The sequence below is a fragment of the Azospirillum oryzae genome (genome assembly GCF_008364795.1).
In the GTDB taxonomy this organism is placed as follows: domain Bacteria; phylum Pseudomonadota; class Alphaproteobacteria; order Azospirillales; family Azospirillaceae; genus Azospirillum; species Azospirillum oryzae.
This window is the reverse complement of record NZ_VTTM01000001.1, coordinates 256,255-270,414: the sequence shown is the minus strand read 5'-3', so window position 1 is coordinate 270,414 and position 14,160 is coordinate 256,255. Positions and strand designations below refer to the sequence as shown.

General features: G+C 63.8%; 13 protein-coding genes. 7 read left to right on the top strand and 6 right to left on the bottom strand.

Annotation, left to right across the window (positions count from 1 at the left end):
* Positions 1 to 27: 27 nt before the first annotated feature.
* Positions 28 to 1,020, bottom strand: a complete 993-nt coding sequence (locus FZ938_RS01275) for a TerC family protein (RefSeq protein WP_149196906.1) — start codon at positions 1,018 to 1,020, stop codon at positions 28 to 30.
* Positions 1,021 to 1,455: 435 nt separating this feature from the next.
* Between FZ938_RS01275 and FZ938_RS01270 the strand changes: the two genes are divergently transcribed.
* From FZ938_RS01270 to FZ938_RS01250, 5 genes are all read left to right on the top strand, one after another.
* Positions 1,456 to 1,731, top strand: a complete 276-nt coding sequence (locus FZ938_RS01270) for an HU family DNA-binding protein (RefSeq protein ID WP_012974184.1) — start codon at positions 1,456 to 1,458, stop codon at positions 1,729 to 1,731.
* A gap of 35 nt (positions 1,732 to 1,766) precedes the next feature.
* Positions 1,767 to 2,177: a Ros/MucR family transcriptional regulator gene (locus FZ938_RS01265; protein ID WP_149196905.1), complete on the top strand. Its 411-nt coding sequence runs from the start codon at positions 1,767 to 1,769 to the stop codon at positions 2,175 to 2,177.
* A 727-nt stretch (positions 2,178 to 2,904) separates the two neighbouring features.
* The gene (gene rpoH, locus FZ938_RS01260; protein ID WP_085089494.1) at positions 2,905 to 3,795 is read left to right on the top strand and encodes an RNA polymerase sigma factor RpoH; all 891 of its coding nucleotides are present in this window, start codon (positions 2,905 to 2,907) and stop codon (positions 3,793 to 3,795) included.
* 356 nt (positions 3,796 to 4,151) lie between these two features.
* Positions 4,152 to 5,498, top strand: a complete 1,347-nt coding sequence (locus FZ938_RS01255; protein ID WP_149196904.1) for a globin-coupled sensor protein — start codon at positions 4,152 to 4,154, stop codon at positions 5,496 to 5,498.
* 658 nt (positions 5,499 to 6,156) lie between these two features.
* Positions 6,157 to 6,801: a GNAT family N-acetyltransferase gene (locus tag FZ938_RS01250; protein WP_149196903.1), complete on the top strand. Its 645-nt coding sequence runs from the start codon at positions 6,157 to 6,159 to the stop codon at positions 6,799 to 6,801.
* Positions 6,802 to 6,804: 3 nt separating this feature from the next.
* On the opposite strand, the gene FZ938_RS01245 is transcribed toward FZ938_RS01250, so the two are convergent.
* Positions 6,805 to 7,248: a hypothetical protein gene (locus FZ938_RS01245; RefSeq protein ID WP_246457416.1), complete on the bottom strand. Its 444-nt coding sequence runs from the start codon at positions 7,246 to 7,248 to the stop codon at positions 6,805 to 6,807.
* 274 nt (positions 7,249 to 7,522) lie between these two features.
* Here FZ938_RS01245 and FZ938_RS01240 point away from each other — a divergent pair, with 274 nt between their 5' ends.
* Positions 7,523 to 8,650 carry an alpha/beta fold hydrolase gene (locus FZ938_RS01240; protein ID WP_246457415.1) on the top strand — a complete coding sequence of 376 codons (1,128 nt, stop codon included), beginning with the start codon at positions 7,523 to 7,525 and terminating at the stop codon, positions 8,648 to 8,650.
* Between the two features lie 42 nt (positions 8,651 to 8,692).
* Here FZ938_RS01240 and FZ938_RS01235 read toward each other — a convergent pair whose 3' ends face one another.
* From FZ938_RS01235 to FZ938_RS01220, 4 genes are all read right to left on the bottom strand, one after another.
* Positions 8,693 to 9,556 carry an alpha/beta fold hydrolase gene (locus FZ938_RS01235; RefSeq protein WP_149196900.1) on the bottom strand — a complete coding sequence of 288 codons (864 nt, stop codon included), beginning with the start codon at positions 9,554 to 9,556 and terminating at the stop codon, positions 8,693 to 8,695.
* Between the two features lie 45 nt (positions 9,557 to 9,601).
* Positions 9,602 to 10,501 carry a lytic transglycosylase domain-containing protein gene (locus FZ938_RS01230; RefSeq protein ID WP_149196899.1) on the bottom strand — a complete coding sequence of 300 codons (900 nt, stop codon included), beginning with the start codon at positions 10,499 to 10,501 and terminating at the stop codon, positions 9,602 to 9,604.
* A gap of 94 nt (positions 10,502 to 10,595) precedes the next feature.
* The gene (gene uvrB, locus FZ938_RS01225; RefSeq protein ID WP_149196898.1) at positions 10,596 to 12,737 is read right to left on the bottom strand and encodes an excinuclease ABC subunit UvrB; all 2,142 of its coding nucleotides are present in this window, start codon (positions 12,735 to 12,737) and stop codon (positions 10,596 to 10,598) included.
* A 111-nt stretch (positions 12,738 to 12,848) separates the two neighbouring features.
* The gene (locus FZ938_RS01220; protein ID WP_149196897.1) at positions 12,849 to 13,118 is read right to left on the bottom strand and encodes a hypothetical protein; all 270 of its coding nucleotides are present in this window, start codon (positions 13,116 to 13,118) and stop codon (positions 12,849 to 12,851) included.
* Between the two features lie 14 nt (positions 13,119 to 13,132).
* Between FZ938_RS01220 and FZ938_RS01215 the strand changes: the two genes are divergently transcribed.
* A complete protein-coding gene (locus tag FZ938_RS01215) occupies positions 13,133 to 14,149 on the top strand; it encodes a sensor domain-containing diguanylate cyclase (protein ID WP_149196896.1) in 1,017 nt (338 codons plus the stop codon).
* The last annotated feature ends 11 nt before the right edge of the window (positions 14,150 to 14,160 follow it).

Below are 14,160 nucleotides of genomic sequence, written 5' to 3'. Positions count from 1 at the left end.
GCCGCCCCCCCGTTTCGCCGAACCCGTTTACTCGGCAGCCGCTGCCCTAGTCTCGCGGCTGGTCTTCCACAGCGACACCACCACGCCGCCGCCGATCAGGGCGAAGGTGACGCCCAGCGCGATCAGCGGGTCGGGCTTGCCGAAGAATTGCGTGTAGAAGATCTTGCCGCCGATGAACACCAGAACCAACGCCAGCGCGTATTTCAGATAACGGAATCGGTGGACCATCGCAGCCAGGGCAAAGTACAGCGCACGCAGGCCCAGGATGGCGAAGATGTTGCTGGTGTAGACCAGATACGGGTCGGTGGTGATGGCGAAGATCGCCGGCACGCTGTCGACCGCGAAGACCAGATCGGCCAGTTCCACCATGATCAGTGCCAGCAGCAGCGGCGTGGCCGTCCACCGCATCACGCCACTGTCGCCCACCGGCTGTTTGACGATGAAGTGATGGCCGTGGAAGCGGTCGGTGACGCGGATGTGGCGCTTCAGGAACCGCAGCGCGGCATTCTCGCCGATGTCGGTCTCATCATCCTTCGCGAACAACATCTTGATGCCGGTCAGCAGCAGGAAAGCGCCGAAGACATAGAGGATCCAGTGGAATTCGGACACCAGAGCGGCACCGGCGCCGATCATCAGGCCACGCAGCACGATGACGCCCAGGATGCCCCAGAACAGCACACGATGCTGCAGTTCGCGGGGCACGGCGAAATAGCTGAAGATCAGCGATATGACGAAGACGTTGTCCAGCGACAGGCTCTTTTCGACGAAGAAGCCCGTGTAGTACTGCAACCCGGCCTCGCCACCCATCGACCACCAGACCCAGCCGCCGAACAGCATGGCGACCGCGATGTAGAAGGCGGAGAGCTTCAGGCTTTCACCGACGCCGATGACATGGTCGCGTCGGTTGAGAACGCCCAAGTCCAGAACCAGAAGCGTCAGGACGATTCCAACGAAAACGAGCCAAATCCAAACCGGTTTTCCCAGAAATTCCAGGAAAATCGTTGCAAACAAACCATCCATCGCAAAACCCACTTGATGACGCTGCGTGAGCGGTGAGATCAAGCGGTTCCGACATCACGACCGACGCCTCGGCCGTCAGAGGGGCCCGGACCCGAACTTTCTCGCAGATGGTGTCGCCCCGCCGCAGGTCAAGATGGCGGCAAGCAGCGACGAGGCGGCGAAAGCAAAAACACCGCACGGTGTCTTCCGCTGGCCTTTGCGAGTCGCAGCGCCGGCAGCGTCGGTATGCCGGCCGCACTGCGGAAAACTGCGGCCCTGTGGGTGGGAACGGCACCGGGACTCGGCGCTTGATGCAATGCCGCCACAGATAGCCAAGAAATGACCGGCAAGAAAAACACCGATGGTTGCCCAATCTGTGTTCGCTCTTGTGCGGATGGTGCCGTTCTGCCAATAACTCCGAAAAACCGAAACCAAACCGAACAAATGGAGTTTTGCATGAACCAGGCCGAGCTGATCGAAACCGTCGCCACCAACGCCGGCATCAAGAAGGCCGACGCGGCCAAGGTCGTTCAGGCTGTGTTCGAGGGCATCTCCGGCGCGCTGGGCCGCGGCGAAGATGTGCGGCTGGCCGGTTTCGGCATCTTCGAGGTGGCCGAGCGCGCCGCTCGTGAAGGCCGCAACCCGCGCACCGGCGAAGTCGTGGCGATCGCCGCCTCCAAGGCTCCGAAGTTCAAGCCGGCCAAGCAGCTGCGCGATCTGGTGAACGGCTGATCCGCCCGCAACCACGTCCCAGGGGGAGCGCAGCAATGTCCATCGATCAAACCGAACTGCAATCGCTGACCGCCAAGGTCGTCGCCGCCTATGTCGGCAACAACTCGGTGCCGGTTCAGGATCTGCCCACGCTGATCAACAGCGTCCAGGTGGCATTCCGCAATCTGGGCGACGACAAGCCGGCCTCTGCCAAGGCCGAACTGGTTCCGGCGGTCGCGATCAAGAAGTCGGTCACGCCGGAATTCATCGTCTGCCTGGAAGACGGGAAGAAGCTGAAGATGCTGAAGCGGCATCTGAAGACCGTCTATGACATGACGCCGGACGAATATCGCGCCAAGTGGGGCCTGCCGCCGGAATACCCGATGGTCGCCCCGAATTACGCCAAGGCGCGTTCGGAAATGGCGACCAAGCTCGGGCTTGGCCGCAAGCGTGCGGCGGCCGAATAACGGCTTACGCCCTCTGCCGTCCAGAAAGGCGCGTCCCTGGGGGCGCGCCTTTTTCTTTGTCCGCGCGATGCCGACGGTCCGTCCAAGGAACCTTCACGCGGGCTACCCCGTTCCTGTTTGACGGCCTATGACCAATGTTCAGGTAGCGAAGCGCCTCGGCCTTCCCATCTAGGGTTCCGGTAGGGTTCACGGGCCGTAGACGGTCCTATCACCTTCCTCGCCGCAGAGGCACAGTCGCCTCCCGCTATGTCTGTCGACCGGTGGCCCACCTGCCGCCGATCCACTTCTCAGATGCGGTATGACGGTGGCATATCAAGGGCGGCCCGCCCGGAACGATGCCAGCCGACTGGAAAGGTGATACCTGCCCGAAAGGCACCTTGCCGAAGGTCTTGGGTCATAGGATTGCCTCCTCCCCCAGACTGCCGGTGCGGGTGGAAGAAGAGCTTGGGTATACGCCGAAAAACACCCGGAACACGCCCTTTACAGGGTTGATCCGCCGCATTTACGCGGCCACATTAACATTGTCGAAAGGACGCAGTTCCTTGAGACACCGGGCAAAATACGAACCCCACAACAAACCAAAACCAGCCAGAGCCGAAGCGACGGACGATATTCCTGCGTCCGCCGATGGACAATCGCCTCTAAAGGCGACCCCGCCATGGGCCCCGACATGGGCCGGCCTTCGAAAATCGGCCGTCCCAGGAAGCGTTGGAGAGGAGGCATTCGCGTGCTGAAGAAACTGCTGACCGGTGAAAACGCCAGCCTGACCCGCTACATCGAGGAGTCCAAGCGCTTCCCCATCCTTGCGCCGGACGTCGAACGCGACCTTGCCATCGCCTGGCGGGAGCGCGGAAGCCCGCAGGCCCTGGAACAGCTCGTGGGCAGCCATCTCCGCCTCGTCATCAAGATCGCCCGCGGCTTCGGCGGCTACGGCCTGCCGCTGGTCGATCTGGTCGCCGAAGGCAATGTCGGCCTGATGCAGGCGGCCCAGAAATTCGATCCGCAGCGCGGCTTCCGTTTCGCCACCTACGCCACTTGGTGGATCCGCGCCGCGATCCAGGAATACATTCTGCACAGCTGGTCGCTGGTGAAAATGGGCACCACCGCCGCGCAGAAGAAGCTGTTCTTCAACCTGCGCCGCCTGAAGAGCCAGATGGCCGAGCTGGAACAGGGCGACCTGTCGCCGGAGACCGTGGCCACCATCGCCGCCGAACTGGATGTTCCGGAGACCGAGGTGGTGGAGATGAACCGCCGTCTGGCCGCCAACGACAGCTCGCTCGACGCTACCCTGTCGACCGACGGCGAAACCAATTGGCTGGAACTGCTGGCCGACGACCGCCCCACCCAGGACACCATGCTGGCCGACGCCGACGAACTGGCGCTGCGCCGCCGGCTGGTCGGGCAGGCGTTGGACCGGCTGGATGCCCGTGAACGACGCATCCTTTTCGAACGCCGCCTGAAGGACGATCCGTCCACGCTGGAAGCGCTGAGCCAACAGTTTTCGGTGTCGCGCGAACGGGTGCGCCAGATCGAGGTGCGGGCTTTCGAAAAGCTCCAGAAGGCGGTGCTCAGCGCCGCGCAGGCCCTGCGCCGTCCGGCCACTCCGATGGTGGCCTGACCCAGCCGATTGTCCCGTCGGGCGGACGCGATGCCGGACGGGCGTTTTGCGGAACCGGCCAGCCGGTCGGTCACCGCATCGTTGCCGCGGGCTTTCCGCCCGCCAGTTGCCTCCAGACCTGTCACCTTCAAGCCGGCGGCGCCCTTGGCCCGCCGGCATTTTCTTGCGCCGACAGGCTATCGCCGGGTCTCAGTCCGTTGTCACACATTGCGTTTGTTGCTGCTTTTGGGTGCTGTGCGACAAAGTGACCGGTTCAAAGATGCGAATGCTTGCGCATGATGTGCCGCTCGCGGGAAAGATTGCATTTTCTCCAATACTTAGTACGCTAGTCATATCTCAAATGGGAGAGGGGCTCCATGTCGCACGCTGCCCAGACTCAATCGATCATTGACCGCATCACCTTCCTGCGCATCGACGAGGCGACGAAGGCGACCCTGCGGGAGTTCCAACCCTATCTGGCGCAGCGCATCGATCAGATTCTCGAGGAATTCTACGGCTATCTCCGTTCGGTGCCGCAGGTGGCGCCGATGCTGGTCAATCCAGCAGTGACCGGCCGGGCGCGCGATCTGCAGAAGCAGCACTGGCTGCGCAACGTCTTCACCGGCACCTTCGACGAGGCCTATGTCAGCCAGGTTCTGAAGATCGGTCAGACCCACCAGCGCATCGGGCTTGAACCGCGCTGGTATACCGGCGCCTACTGCTTCACCCTGAACAAGCTGATCGAACTCGCTGCCCAGATCCACCGCAAGAAGCCGGAAAAGCTGTCGCAGCTCCTTCAGGCCATCAACAAGGCGGTGTTCCTGGACATGGACCTCGCCACGTCGGTCTATATCGATCTGAACACCGCGGCGATCATCGCGCGTGAACTGGGCAGCACCGCAGACAGCTTCGAGCGCGAGGTGAAGGGCGTGGTCCAGGCGGTGGCGAGCGCCGCCCAGCAGCTCCAGGGCACCGCCCAGGCGATGAGCCGCACCGCCGAGACGACGAGCGAGCAGTCGACCCAGGTCGCCGCCGCCGCCGAAGAGGCGTCCGTCAACATCCAGACCGTCGCTGCGGCGGCGGAGGAACTGACCGCCTCCATCGGCGAAATCAGCCATCAGGTGACCCAGTCGGCCGCCATCGCCAACGCCGCGATGACGGAGGCCGAACGCACCAACGCCACTGTCCAGGGGCTTGCCGACGCCGCCAGCCGCATCGGTCAGGTGGTGAAGCTGATCCACGACATCGCCAGCCAGACCAACCTGCTGGCGTTGAACGCCACCATCGAGGCGGCGCGCGCGGGCGAGGCGGGCAAGGGCTTCGCCGTCGTGGCCAGCGAGGTGAAGAGCCTCGCCAACCAGACCGCCAAGGCGACGGAAGAGATCAACTCGCAGATCGGGGCCGTTCAGGGTGCGACCCAGGAGGCGGTCGGCGCCATCCGTTCCATCTCCGGCACCATCGCCCGCATCAACGAGATCTCCACCTCCATCGCCACCGCCATGGAGGAACAGGGTGCCGCCACGACCGAGATCGCCCGCAACGTCCAGCAGGCCTCGATCGGTACCCGCGAGGTCAGCGAGACCATTGTCGCGGTAAACGCCTCGGCCAACAATGCCGGGGAAGAGGCCCGTGAAGTGCTGGAGGCGACCAACGAGTTGTCTCGCCAGTCCAACACCTTGCGGACAGAGGTCGAACGTTTCCTTGCCCGCGTCCGCGCCGGCTGATCCGGTCCTCCGGTCTCGAAATGAAAATGGCGCGTTCCACAGAACGCGCCATTTTCATATGGATGCTTTGAACTTTGAATTCCGCCTGAATACGGTGGCTCACGGCATCGTGCGAACTACCAAGTCGCTGACCGGAATATTCTCGGCCTGAGCGGCGCGCCGAACATCTTCGGCACTGCGCCAATGACTGCGACCGCCCAGGCTGGTGAGAATACCTCCCCGCATCGCCACGAACAGCCCGGTACGTCCCAGATTGACAATTCTCATCATGATCCTACCCCCGCCCAATTTCTTGCATTTTAGAGAATTTATTTAGATTCTCACTCTGAAAGAGGATACCTCTCTGTCCAAAAGAGGTATCAGCACATACCAGGTCGCGTCAATAAGACTTCCGTCACTCAACTCGATGACGAATTCATAGGCCACTCTTCATCTGAAAGCCTTCGCCTTCATCCCACCACGGTCTATATTGATTTACTTTTGTTTATATGAAAATTTTAGAGACTTTCGCTGCATCCATTGAATGGCTCCTCCTGTCCAAAAGCCTTATCCCGACAGCGTCGCGTGGGAACGACCGCGTGCCGTGTAGGGTTGTCACCGAAAGCCGCTGTCCAATCGACGGCATGCAGCGGGAAAGAACCTGCGAGGCATCGGCATCATGGCAACTGCACACCGCCGTACCGGCCCTTACGGCACGGCCAACAACGACTGCGTTGGTGCGGAATCGGAAGAGAACGGCGACAAGCGCGCAATCCTTGCCCTGCCATTGACGATCCGTCAGGCAAGGCAGGAAGATTTACCGACCTTGGAGTGGTACGGCCAGCACACACCCCATCGCGAGATCATAGCGGGTGCCTTCCGTCTGCAGGAGCGGGGCGACGGCTCAATGCTGTTGGCCGACGTCAATGGCTTCCCCGTCGGCCAGATCTGCGTCGACTTCCTGCGCAAGCGGCCGAGTGGCCGGGCCACGCTGTGGGCTTTGCGGGTGTTCCAGCCGTTCCGAGGGTTGGGCATAGGCGCCCGGTTGGTGCGGGCGGCCGAGCGGGTCGTGATCCAGCGCGCCGTCCCCTACGCCGAATTGGGCGTCGACCGCGACAATGCCGGCGTCCTGCCCTTTTATGAGCGGTTGGGATACGAACATTGTGGTCGAGAACGCGGCCAGTTCCTTTACCATACGCCCGAGGGACGGCTGGTCCGCGTTGCCATCGACCAGTGGCTTTTGCACAAGCGGCTGATCGAAGGGGCGGAGTCCGCCACCGCAGTTCCCGACAACGGTCGTTGCCTGCGGCTTGCGGGGGACTGACCGCTATTCCGCTGCCAACGCCGCACCGACCGGAAGGGGCACCAGCCTAGCCGCCCGCCTGCGCGGCAGGAAGATGCGGGCGCCATCCAGGATATTGCCCAACTCGCCCATTGCATCGACTGCCATGCACAGCGCCACCGGCGGAAGCCAACGGTCGAACAACTGCGCCGCCACCTCAGCATCACCGCCCTGGACCGCAGCCAGGGAATCCAGCAGTGCCGCCTCGTCGGCACTGATGCGGGTGCAGGCCGGGCAACGGATCTCAGGCTTGCGGGCACCCGCCACCGCGAATGTGCCGAGCAGCGCGAACAGCGGCAGCAGGGCCGTGTTCGGCACGCCGGCCACGTTCAGCCCGATTCGCATCGACGCCATTGCTCCGGCGGTGCCGGCGCGGAACCACTGTCGGACGCCGGTCAACAGCGCCCGTTCGGCCGTCGTCAGGTCCATCACAGTCCATGGCGACGGCCGCCCTTCTTCCATCGTCCCGCACATGCCGCAGTTCCTTCATCCGGTTGCAGGACCATCCTAGCGCTTCTCCATCCTAATTGCGAGTCATTCTTATTTGCGATTTTGCCTGTGACAAAAATCGGGCGGCCGTGACAGCGGGAATGCCGGAAAGGTCGCGTTAACGAACCAAGGCAATCCTGAACCGACTCGCAGTACAGGGGGATCGGTGGGGATGATTCGGACACTACGGGGAGCTGTTTTCGGACTGGTTGCGGTGATCGGAATCGCTGTTGCGTCGGGCTTGACGGTGGCCCACCCGGCAGCGGCCCAGATCGTTTTGAAATCCGCTTATGGGGAGGCGTCACTGGCCGGCCCGGCGAGGGCGCGCGGCGCGGTGGTGTGGAGCCACGGTCGTTCGGTGGACTCCGAGGATTCGGAGGCTCCCACCCCGCTCTACATGAAGGCGCTGCGCGACGCCGGCTGGGACGTCTACCGGTTGGACCGCATGCGCGTCAGCGACACGCTGCCCAACAGTTCCCGTTCGCTTGCCAGCTATTCGGAAGCGCTGAAGGCCAAGGGCTATCGCCGGGTCGCCCTGACCGGCCAATCCTTCGGCGCTTTCATCTCGCTGATCGCCGCCGGACAGACCAACGCCATCGACGCCGTCATCGCCACCGCCCCCGCCGCCTTCGGCAACTTCACCGAGGCTTTCGACAGCTACCGCGAGAATGCAGCCCAGCTCTGGCCGATCCTGCGTGAGGTTCGCCGGGCGCGGGTGATGATGTTCTTCTTCCACGGCGACGATTTCGATCCGGGCGGACGTGCCGAGCCGGCCCGCAACATCCTGTCTCAGCGCGGGCTGAGCAGCATGATCGTCGACCAGCCGTCGCTGCTGACCGGGCATGGCGCCGCCAACACCGGCCTGTTCGTCCGCCGCTTCGGCGCCTGCATCGTCCGCTTCGCCGAGGAGCCGCCGACTCCGAACGATCCGCCCTGCGATGAATCCTGGGGCCGCAGCCCCAGCGCGGAACTGCTGCAGGCAGCATTGCCCGCCAACGCGTCGGGCTCCGCCAAGGGCAATGACGCCACCGCGGCGCTCCGCCCCTATATGGGCACGTGGTACGGCAGCTACATCAACGGCCGCGAGGTCGCGCTGTCGGTGGAAAAGGCGGAGGGCGACGCCGTCTATGCCGACTATGTCCTGGGCGCCGGCATGGAAGCCGACCAGCCCGCCGAACGGGTGCGCCGCAAGGGCCGGATCGAGAATGGCGAACTGGTCTTCGACGAGAAGGGCCGCAACATCCTGCGCTACCGCCTGCGCCCTGACGGCCGCGTTGCCGCCAGTTGGCTCGACAAGGACGGCCACGGCCGGCTCGACACCGTGCTGCGCCGGGTTAACTGACCTTCCAGGGCGGCGGGCGCATGGCCCACCGCCCTCTCCTTCTTAGCCCTCGGCGAGGAAGTTGCGGACGATCGCGATCTGCTCGTCCGTCATCAGGGACGGGGCGTGGCCGGTGTTGGGGAATTCCACCACCCGCACCAGACCGGACGCTCCCGGTCCACGCTCCGCCATCCGCTCCGCCGTCTCGGCGCTCAACAGGTCCGAATCCGCCCCACGCAGGACCAGCACCGGGCAACGCACGCGATCCCACAGCGCCCACAGATCGACGTCGGCGATGGGCGCGGTCTTGAACGCCTCGCCGATGGCGGGATCATAGGCAAGGCGGAAACGGCCGTCGGGCAATGGGCGGGCGCTGTGCTCCGCCATGTGGCGCCAGCATTCGTCGCTGATCGTGCCGAAGCCCATAAGGATGAAGCGCAGGTAGGATTCCAGTGCCGGCAGATCCTCGAACACCGGGTCCTTGCCGACATAATCGGCGATCCGCTGCAATCCGGCCTGGGCGATGAAGGGACCGACGTCGTTGATGACCATGCGACGGATCGGACTGTTGGCCTGCGCTGCCAGAGTCATGCCGATCAGCCCGCCCATGGACGTGCCGACCCAATCGACCGTCTCCACCCCCATACGGGCGATCAGCGCCACCATGTCGGCGCAATATTGCGGATAGCCGTAGAGCGCCGGAACCGGCAGCCAGTCGCTGCGCCCGCGTCCGACCACGTCCGGGCAGGCCACGCGCCAGCCGTCGGCCAGCGCCAGAGCCAGCCGGTCGAAGTCCCGGCCGTTGCGGGTCAGTCCATGAACGCACACTGCCGTCCGCGCGGCGTCGTCACGCCCCCACTGGGTGTAGGCGATCTTGTGAAACCCGGCGGCGCTGAGGCCGAGGACGTTGCGTTCGGACATCGGCACGGGCGGGCACTCCTGTTCGGATTCGACTTCCCGGTTCAACGGGGCTCATCCCTTTTTCGGCGATTTGGCGCCGCGTGGCAACTCCGCCTCCGCATCGCCACCGGAGGCGGCGCGGATGGCGGGCAGCGCCGGCGACGGCTCGGCCACCGTTCGATCGAAGGGATGCCGGGTATCGTCATAAATGCGGCGGATGACACGGACATAGTTGCGCGTCTCCGCATAGGGAGGAACGCCCTTGTAACGGTCGACCGCCCGCTCTCCGGCATTGTAGCCGGCCAGCGCCAGCGTCACGTCGCCCTGAAAATAGGCCAGCAGCCAACGCAGATACTTCACCCCGCCGGTGATGTTCTGCTTCGGGTCGAAGACGTCGCCAACGCCGAACCGGTCGGCCGTGTCGGGGATCAACTGCATCAGGCCCGCAGCGTCCTTCGGCGACACCGCATCTGTGCGGAAGGCGCTTTCCGCCTGGATCACCGCCAGCACCAGCGCCGGATCGATGCCGTATTTCGGCGCGATGGAGTTTACCAGCGCCACCACCTCCGCCGGGGGAGGACCGATCTCACGCACCGGACCGGCACCGGGACGGCACCAGGGACGGATGCGCCCCATGCGGCCGGGGACATAGTTGACCAGCCGCCGCGCCTCCGGATGCCCGCGCGACGCGGCGGCGCGCAGCCATGCGGTGCCGAGCCGCCGGTCCTTGCGCACGCCCTTGCCGAACAGATAGCGGCGGGCAAGCCGGAAGGCGGCGTCGGCATCGCCCTGTTCCGCCAGTTCGCATTCGCCGGATTTGCTTTTCAGCGAAGGCGGCGGCAGTTCGGCCACCGCATTCGGCTTCGCCGCGGACTTCGCATCCGCCGCCTCGGCGATGGATACCCCCCCGATGCCGACGCCACACAGCGCCAGCGCGATCAGCGGCACCATCACGACACGACGAAAAAGCAACCCACAACCCTCCTGTGATCCCGCCCCACCCTACGGGAAGCGGAAGTATGGTGTTGCAACCTGTTCAGGACAAGGGTGGGTCAACAAGGGTGGGTTATGGCCCGCGGCGGCGGCGACCCTGCTTCTTCGGGGCACCTTCGGGAATGCCGCGACCCTGGCGGGCACTGCTGATGCCGATGCTGCCGGGGGTCTCCAGCCCCAGATCCATCGCCTCCAGCCGGCGCAGCTCGTCGCGCAGGCGGGCGGCCTCTTCGAATTCCAGATCGGCGGCGGCGGCGCGCATGCGCTTTTCCAGATCGGCGATGACGTTCTTGAGATTGTGCCCGACCAGTTCGTTGGCATTCAGGCCGGTCTTCACCGTCACATGGTCGCCGCGCTCGAACACGCTTTCCAGGATGTCGCCGATGGCCTTCTTCACCGATTCCGGCGTGATGCCGTGCTCAAGGTTGTAGGCCATCTGCTTTTCACGGCGGCGCGCCGTCTCGTCGATGGCGTATTTCATGCTGTCGGTGATCTTGTCGGCATAGAGAATGGCCCGGCCATCGACGTTGCGCGCCGCACGGCCGATGGTCTGGATCAGCGAGGTCTTGCTGCGCAGATAACCTTCCTTGTCGGCGTCCAGGATCGCCACCAGCGCGCATTCCGGGATGTCCAACCCCTCGCGCAGCAGGTTGATGCCGACCAGCACGTCATAGGCGCCGAGCCGCAGGTCGCGGATGATCTCGATGCGCTCCAGCGTCTCCACGTCGGAGTGGATGTAGCGCACGCGCAATCCCGCCTCGTGCATGTACTCGGTCAGCGCCTCGGCCATCTTCTTGGTCAGGGTGGTGACCAGCACGCGATATCCCTTGGCGACCACCTCCTTGCACTCGCCGATCAGGTCATCGACCTGGGTTTCGGTCGGACGGACAATCACCGGCGGGTCGATCAGACCGGTCGGGCGGACCAGCTGCTCGGTGAAGACGCCGCCGGTGCGCTCCAACTCCCACGGGCCGGGGGTGGCCGAGACGAAGACCGTCTGCGGCCGCATGCCCTCCCATTCCTCGAACTTCAGCGGCCGGTTGTCCTTGGCGCTGGGCAGGCGGAAGCCGTAATCGGACAGCGTCGATTTGCGCACCAAGTCGCCGCGATACATGCCGCCGATCTGCGGCACCATGACGTGGCTCTCGTCAACGATCAGCAGAGCGTCGCCCGGCAGATACTCGAACAGGGTCGGCGGCGGATCACCCGCTGCGCGGCCGGTCAGATAGCGGGAATAATTCTCGATGCCGGCGCAGGAACCGGTGGCCGCCATCATCTCGATGTCGAAGGTGGTGCGCTGCTCCAGCCGTTGCGCTTCCAGCAGCTTGCCTTCGGCGGCGAACTCCTCCAGCCGGTCCTTCAGATCCTTCTTGATCTGATTGATCGCCTGATTCAGTGTCGGCTTCGGCGTCACATAGTGGCTGTTCGGATAGACGCGCACCGCCTCCAGCGCCGCCAGCTTCTCGCCGGTCAGCGGGTCGATTTCGTGGATGCCCTCGATCTCGTCGCCGAACAGCGAGATGCGCCACGCCCGGTCTTCCATGTGAGCCGGGAACAGTTCCACCGTGTCGCCGCGCACGCGGAACAGACCACGGCCAAAGGCGGCATCGTTGCGCTTGTATTGAAGCTCGGTCAGCTTCCGCAGCAACTCGGGTTGGGCGATCACCTCGCCCTTGCGCAGATCGACCGTCATCTCCGAATAGGTTTCGACCGAACCGATACCATAGATGCAGGACACCGACGCGACGATGATGACGTCGTCCCGCTCCAGCAGAGCCCGCGTCGCCGAGTGGCGCATGCGGTCGATCTGCTCGTTGATCGAGGATTCCTTCTCGATATACGTGTCGGTGCGCGGGACGTAGGCTTCGGGCTGATAATAATCGTAGTAGGAAACGAAGTATTCCACCGCATTATTCGGGAAGAAGGACTTCATCTCGCCATAAAGCTGCGCCGCCAGCGTCTTGTTGGGCGCTAAAATCAGCGTCGGACGCTGCACCGTCTGGATGACGTGCGCCATGGTGAAGGTCTTGCCCGACCCGGTAACCCCAAGCAGCACCTGATCCTTCTCGCCCTGCCGCAGCCCGGCGGTCAGCTCCTCGATCGCGTTCGGCTGGTCGCCGGCCGGCGTGTAGTCCGACACGATAACGAACTGCTTTCCGGCTTCCAGCTTCGCGAGCGGCCGGGCGGGAATAGCGGACAGGACGGGACTTGCCATGGGGCGGCGATCCGGATCAGAGGAGGGGTACGGAACGGGAACCGATTATATGGCCGCAACGCCCCCGTCTGTCGAGCGCAGGCTGAGCGGCAATTGCGATATGAAGCACGATCATCCCGAAATTCGATTTCCTGAAACGCTTCGATTCACGACCATCAGCGGACGGGAAGCCTCGCCTAAATCGCGCGCAAGTTGATCGTAACGGCGCGAAATGCTCGATAGCTTGAACGGTGCAATATAGTGTGGCATTGTGCCGTTTAAAGTGTGAAGTAGGTGCCGTTCATGAAGCCTGTCCAAAGGGGCCGCTTCAAGGATATCCTTGCCCAGCCGCAGCCACAACTTGCGGATGCGGCGTTTCGTGGACTGACTGTTGTTGTGCATTCGGCGGATCGTTCATGTCAGACAAGTTCTTCTCCGAGATTTCCGACACACTCACCTCCGCCCGTTCGGTCGAAGACCTGACCCGTCCTCTGCTCAGCCTGTTGGAAGCGGTAACGGAACTGGAAGCGACCTACCTGACCCGCATCGACCGGGAACTGGGTGTGCAACGCGTTCTGTTCGCCTACAACACCAAGACAATGCAGATTCCCGAAGGGCTCGTCGTTCCCTGGGAGGGGACGCTGTGCAAGCGCGCGCTCGACGAAGGACGGTTCCATACCGACGATGTGCCAACTCTGTGGGGCGACTGTGACGCCGCCAAGGCTCTCGGTATCCAGACCTATGTCAGCACTCCGGTTCGGCTGAATGACGGCACTTTGTTCGGAACCCTGTGTGCCGCGGGGTCGGAGCGCAAGCCACTGACCCCGAAGGGGGAGCAGGTCCTCCGCCTCTTCTCCTCGCTGATCGGCCTGCATGTGGAGCGGGAACAGCTTCTCGAAAACCTTCAGACCGTCAATACCGCCCTAGAGGCCCATTCCTTCACTGACGTGCTGACCGGACTGCCCAACCGCCGCTTCCTTCTGAAAGAGATGGACCGCCTGTTCACCGATGCCGAGCTGACAGGGCAGACGGTCCTGATCGCCTTCATCGACCTCGATGGGTTCAAGGCGATCAACGACCGCCATGGTCATGAAATCGGCGATGAGTTCCTGATCGAGGTGGGCAAGCGACTGTCGGCCGGTCTTCGGGCAGGGGACATCCTTGCCCGCTTCGGCGGCGACGAATTCATCGTCACCGGCCTGGGTCCATCGGGTGACGCCGAAGGCCGGGCGGCTGCGGAGGCCTTGTGCAACCGCCTGGCCCCGTTGCTGATCGGGGACTACCAGTTGCACGGCATCACCCTGCACTATTCCGGCGCAAGCTTCGGACCCACCGCCGCCGACCCCCGCATCGTCAATGTGGAGGCCGCGCTGCGGACGGCCGATGCCGCCATGTACGAGGTGAAGCGGGAACGGAAAACGCGCAAGGCGTGACGGGGCCGGGC

What these genes read in the sequence shown, in the direction of transcription:
- FZ938_RS01275 (WP_149196906.1), bottom strand. Translation starts at nt 1,020, where the DNA reads ATGGATGGTTTGTTTGCAACGATTTTCCTGGAATTTCTGGGAAAACCG.
- FZ938_RS01270 (WP_012974184.1), top strand. Translation starts at nt 1,456, where the DNA reads ATGAACCAGGCCGAGCTGATCGAAACCGTCGCCACCAACGCCGGCATC.
- FZ938_RS01265 (WP_149196905.1), top strand. Translation starts at nt 1,767, where the DNA reads ATGTCCATCGATCAAACCGAACTGCAATCGCTGACCGCCAAGGTCGTC.
- FZ938_RS01255 (WP_149196904.1), top strand. Translation starts at nt 4,152, where the DNA reads ATGTCGCACGCTGCCCAGACTCAATCGATCATTGACCGCATCACCTTC.
- FZ938_RS01250 (WP_149196903.1), top strand. Translation starts at nt 6,157, where the DNA reads ATGGCAACTGCACACCGCCGTACCGGCCCTTACGGCACGGCCAACAAC.
- FZ938_RS01245 (WP_246457416.1), bottom strand. Translation starts at nt 7,248, where the DNA reads ATGGACCTGACGACGGCCGAACGGGCGCTGTTGACCGGCGTCCGACAG.
- uvrB (WP_149196898.1), bottom strand. Translation starts at nt 12,737, where the DNA reads ATGGCAAGTCCCGTCCTGTCCGCTATTCCCGCCCGGCCGCTCGCGAAG.
- FZ938_RS01220 (WP_149196897.1), bottom strand. Translation starts at nt 13,118, where the DNA reads ATGCACAACAACAGTCAGTCCACGAAACGCCGCATCCGCAAGTTGTGG.
- FZ938_RS01215 (WP_149196896.1), top strand. Translation starts at nt 13,133, where the DNA reads ATGTCAGACAAGTTCTTCTCCGAGATTTCCGACACACTCACCTCCGCC.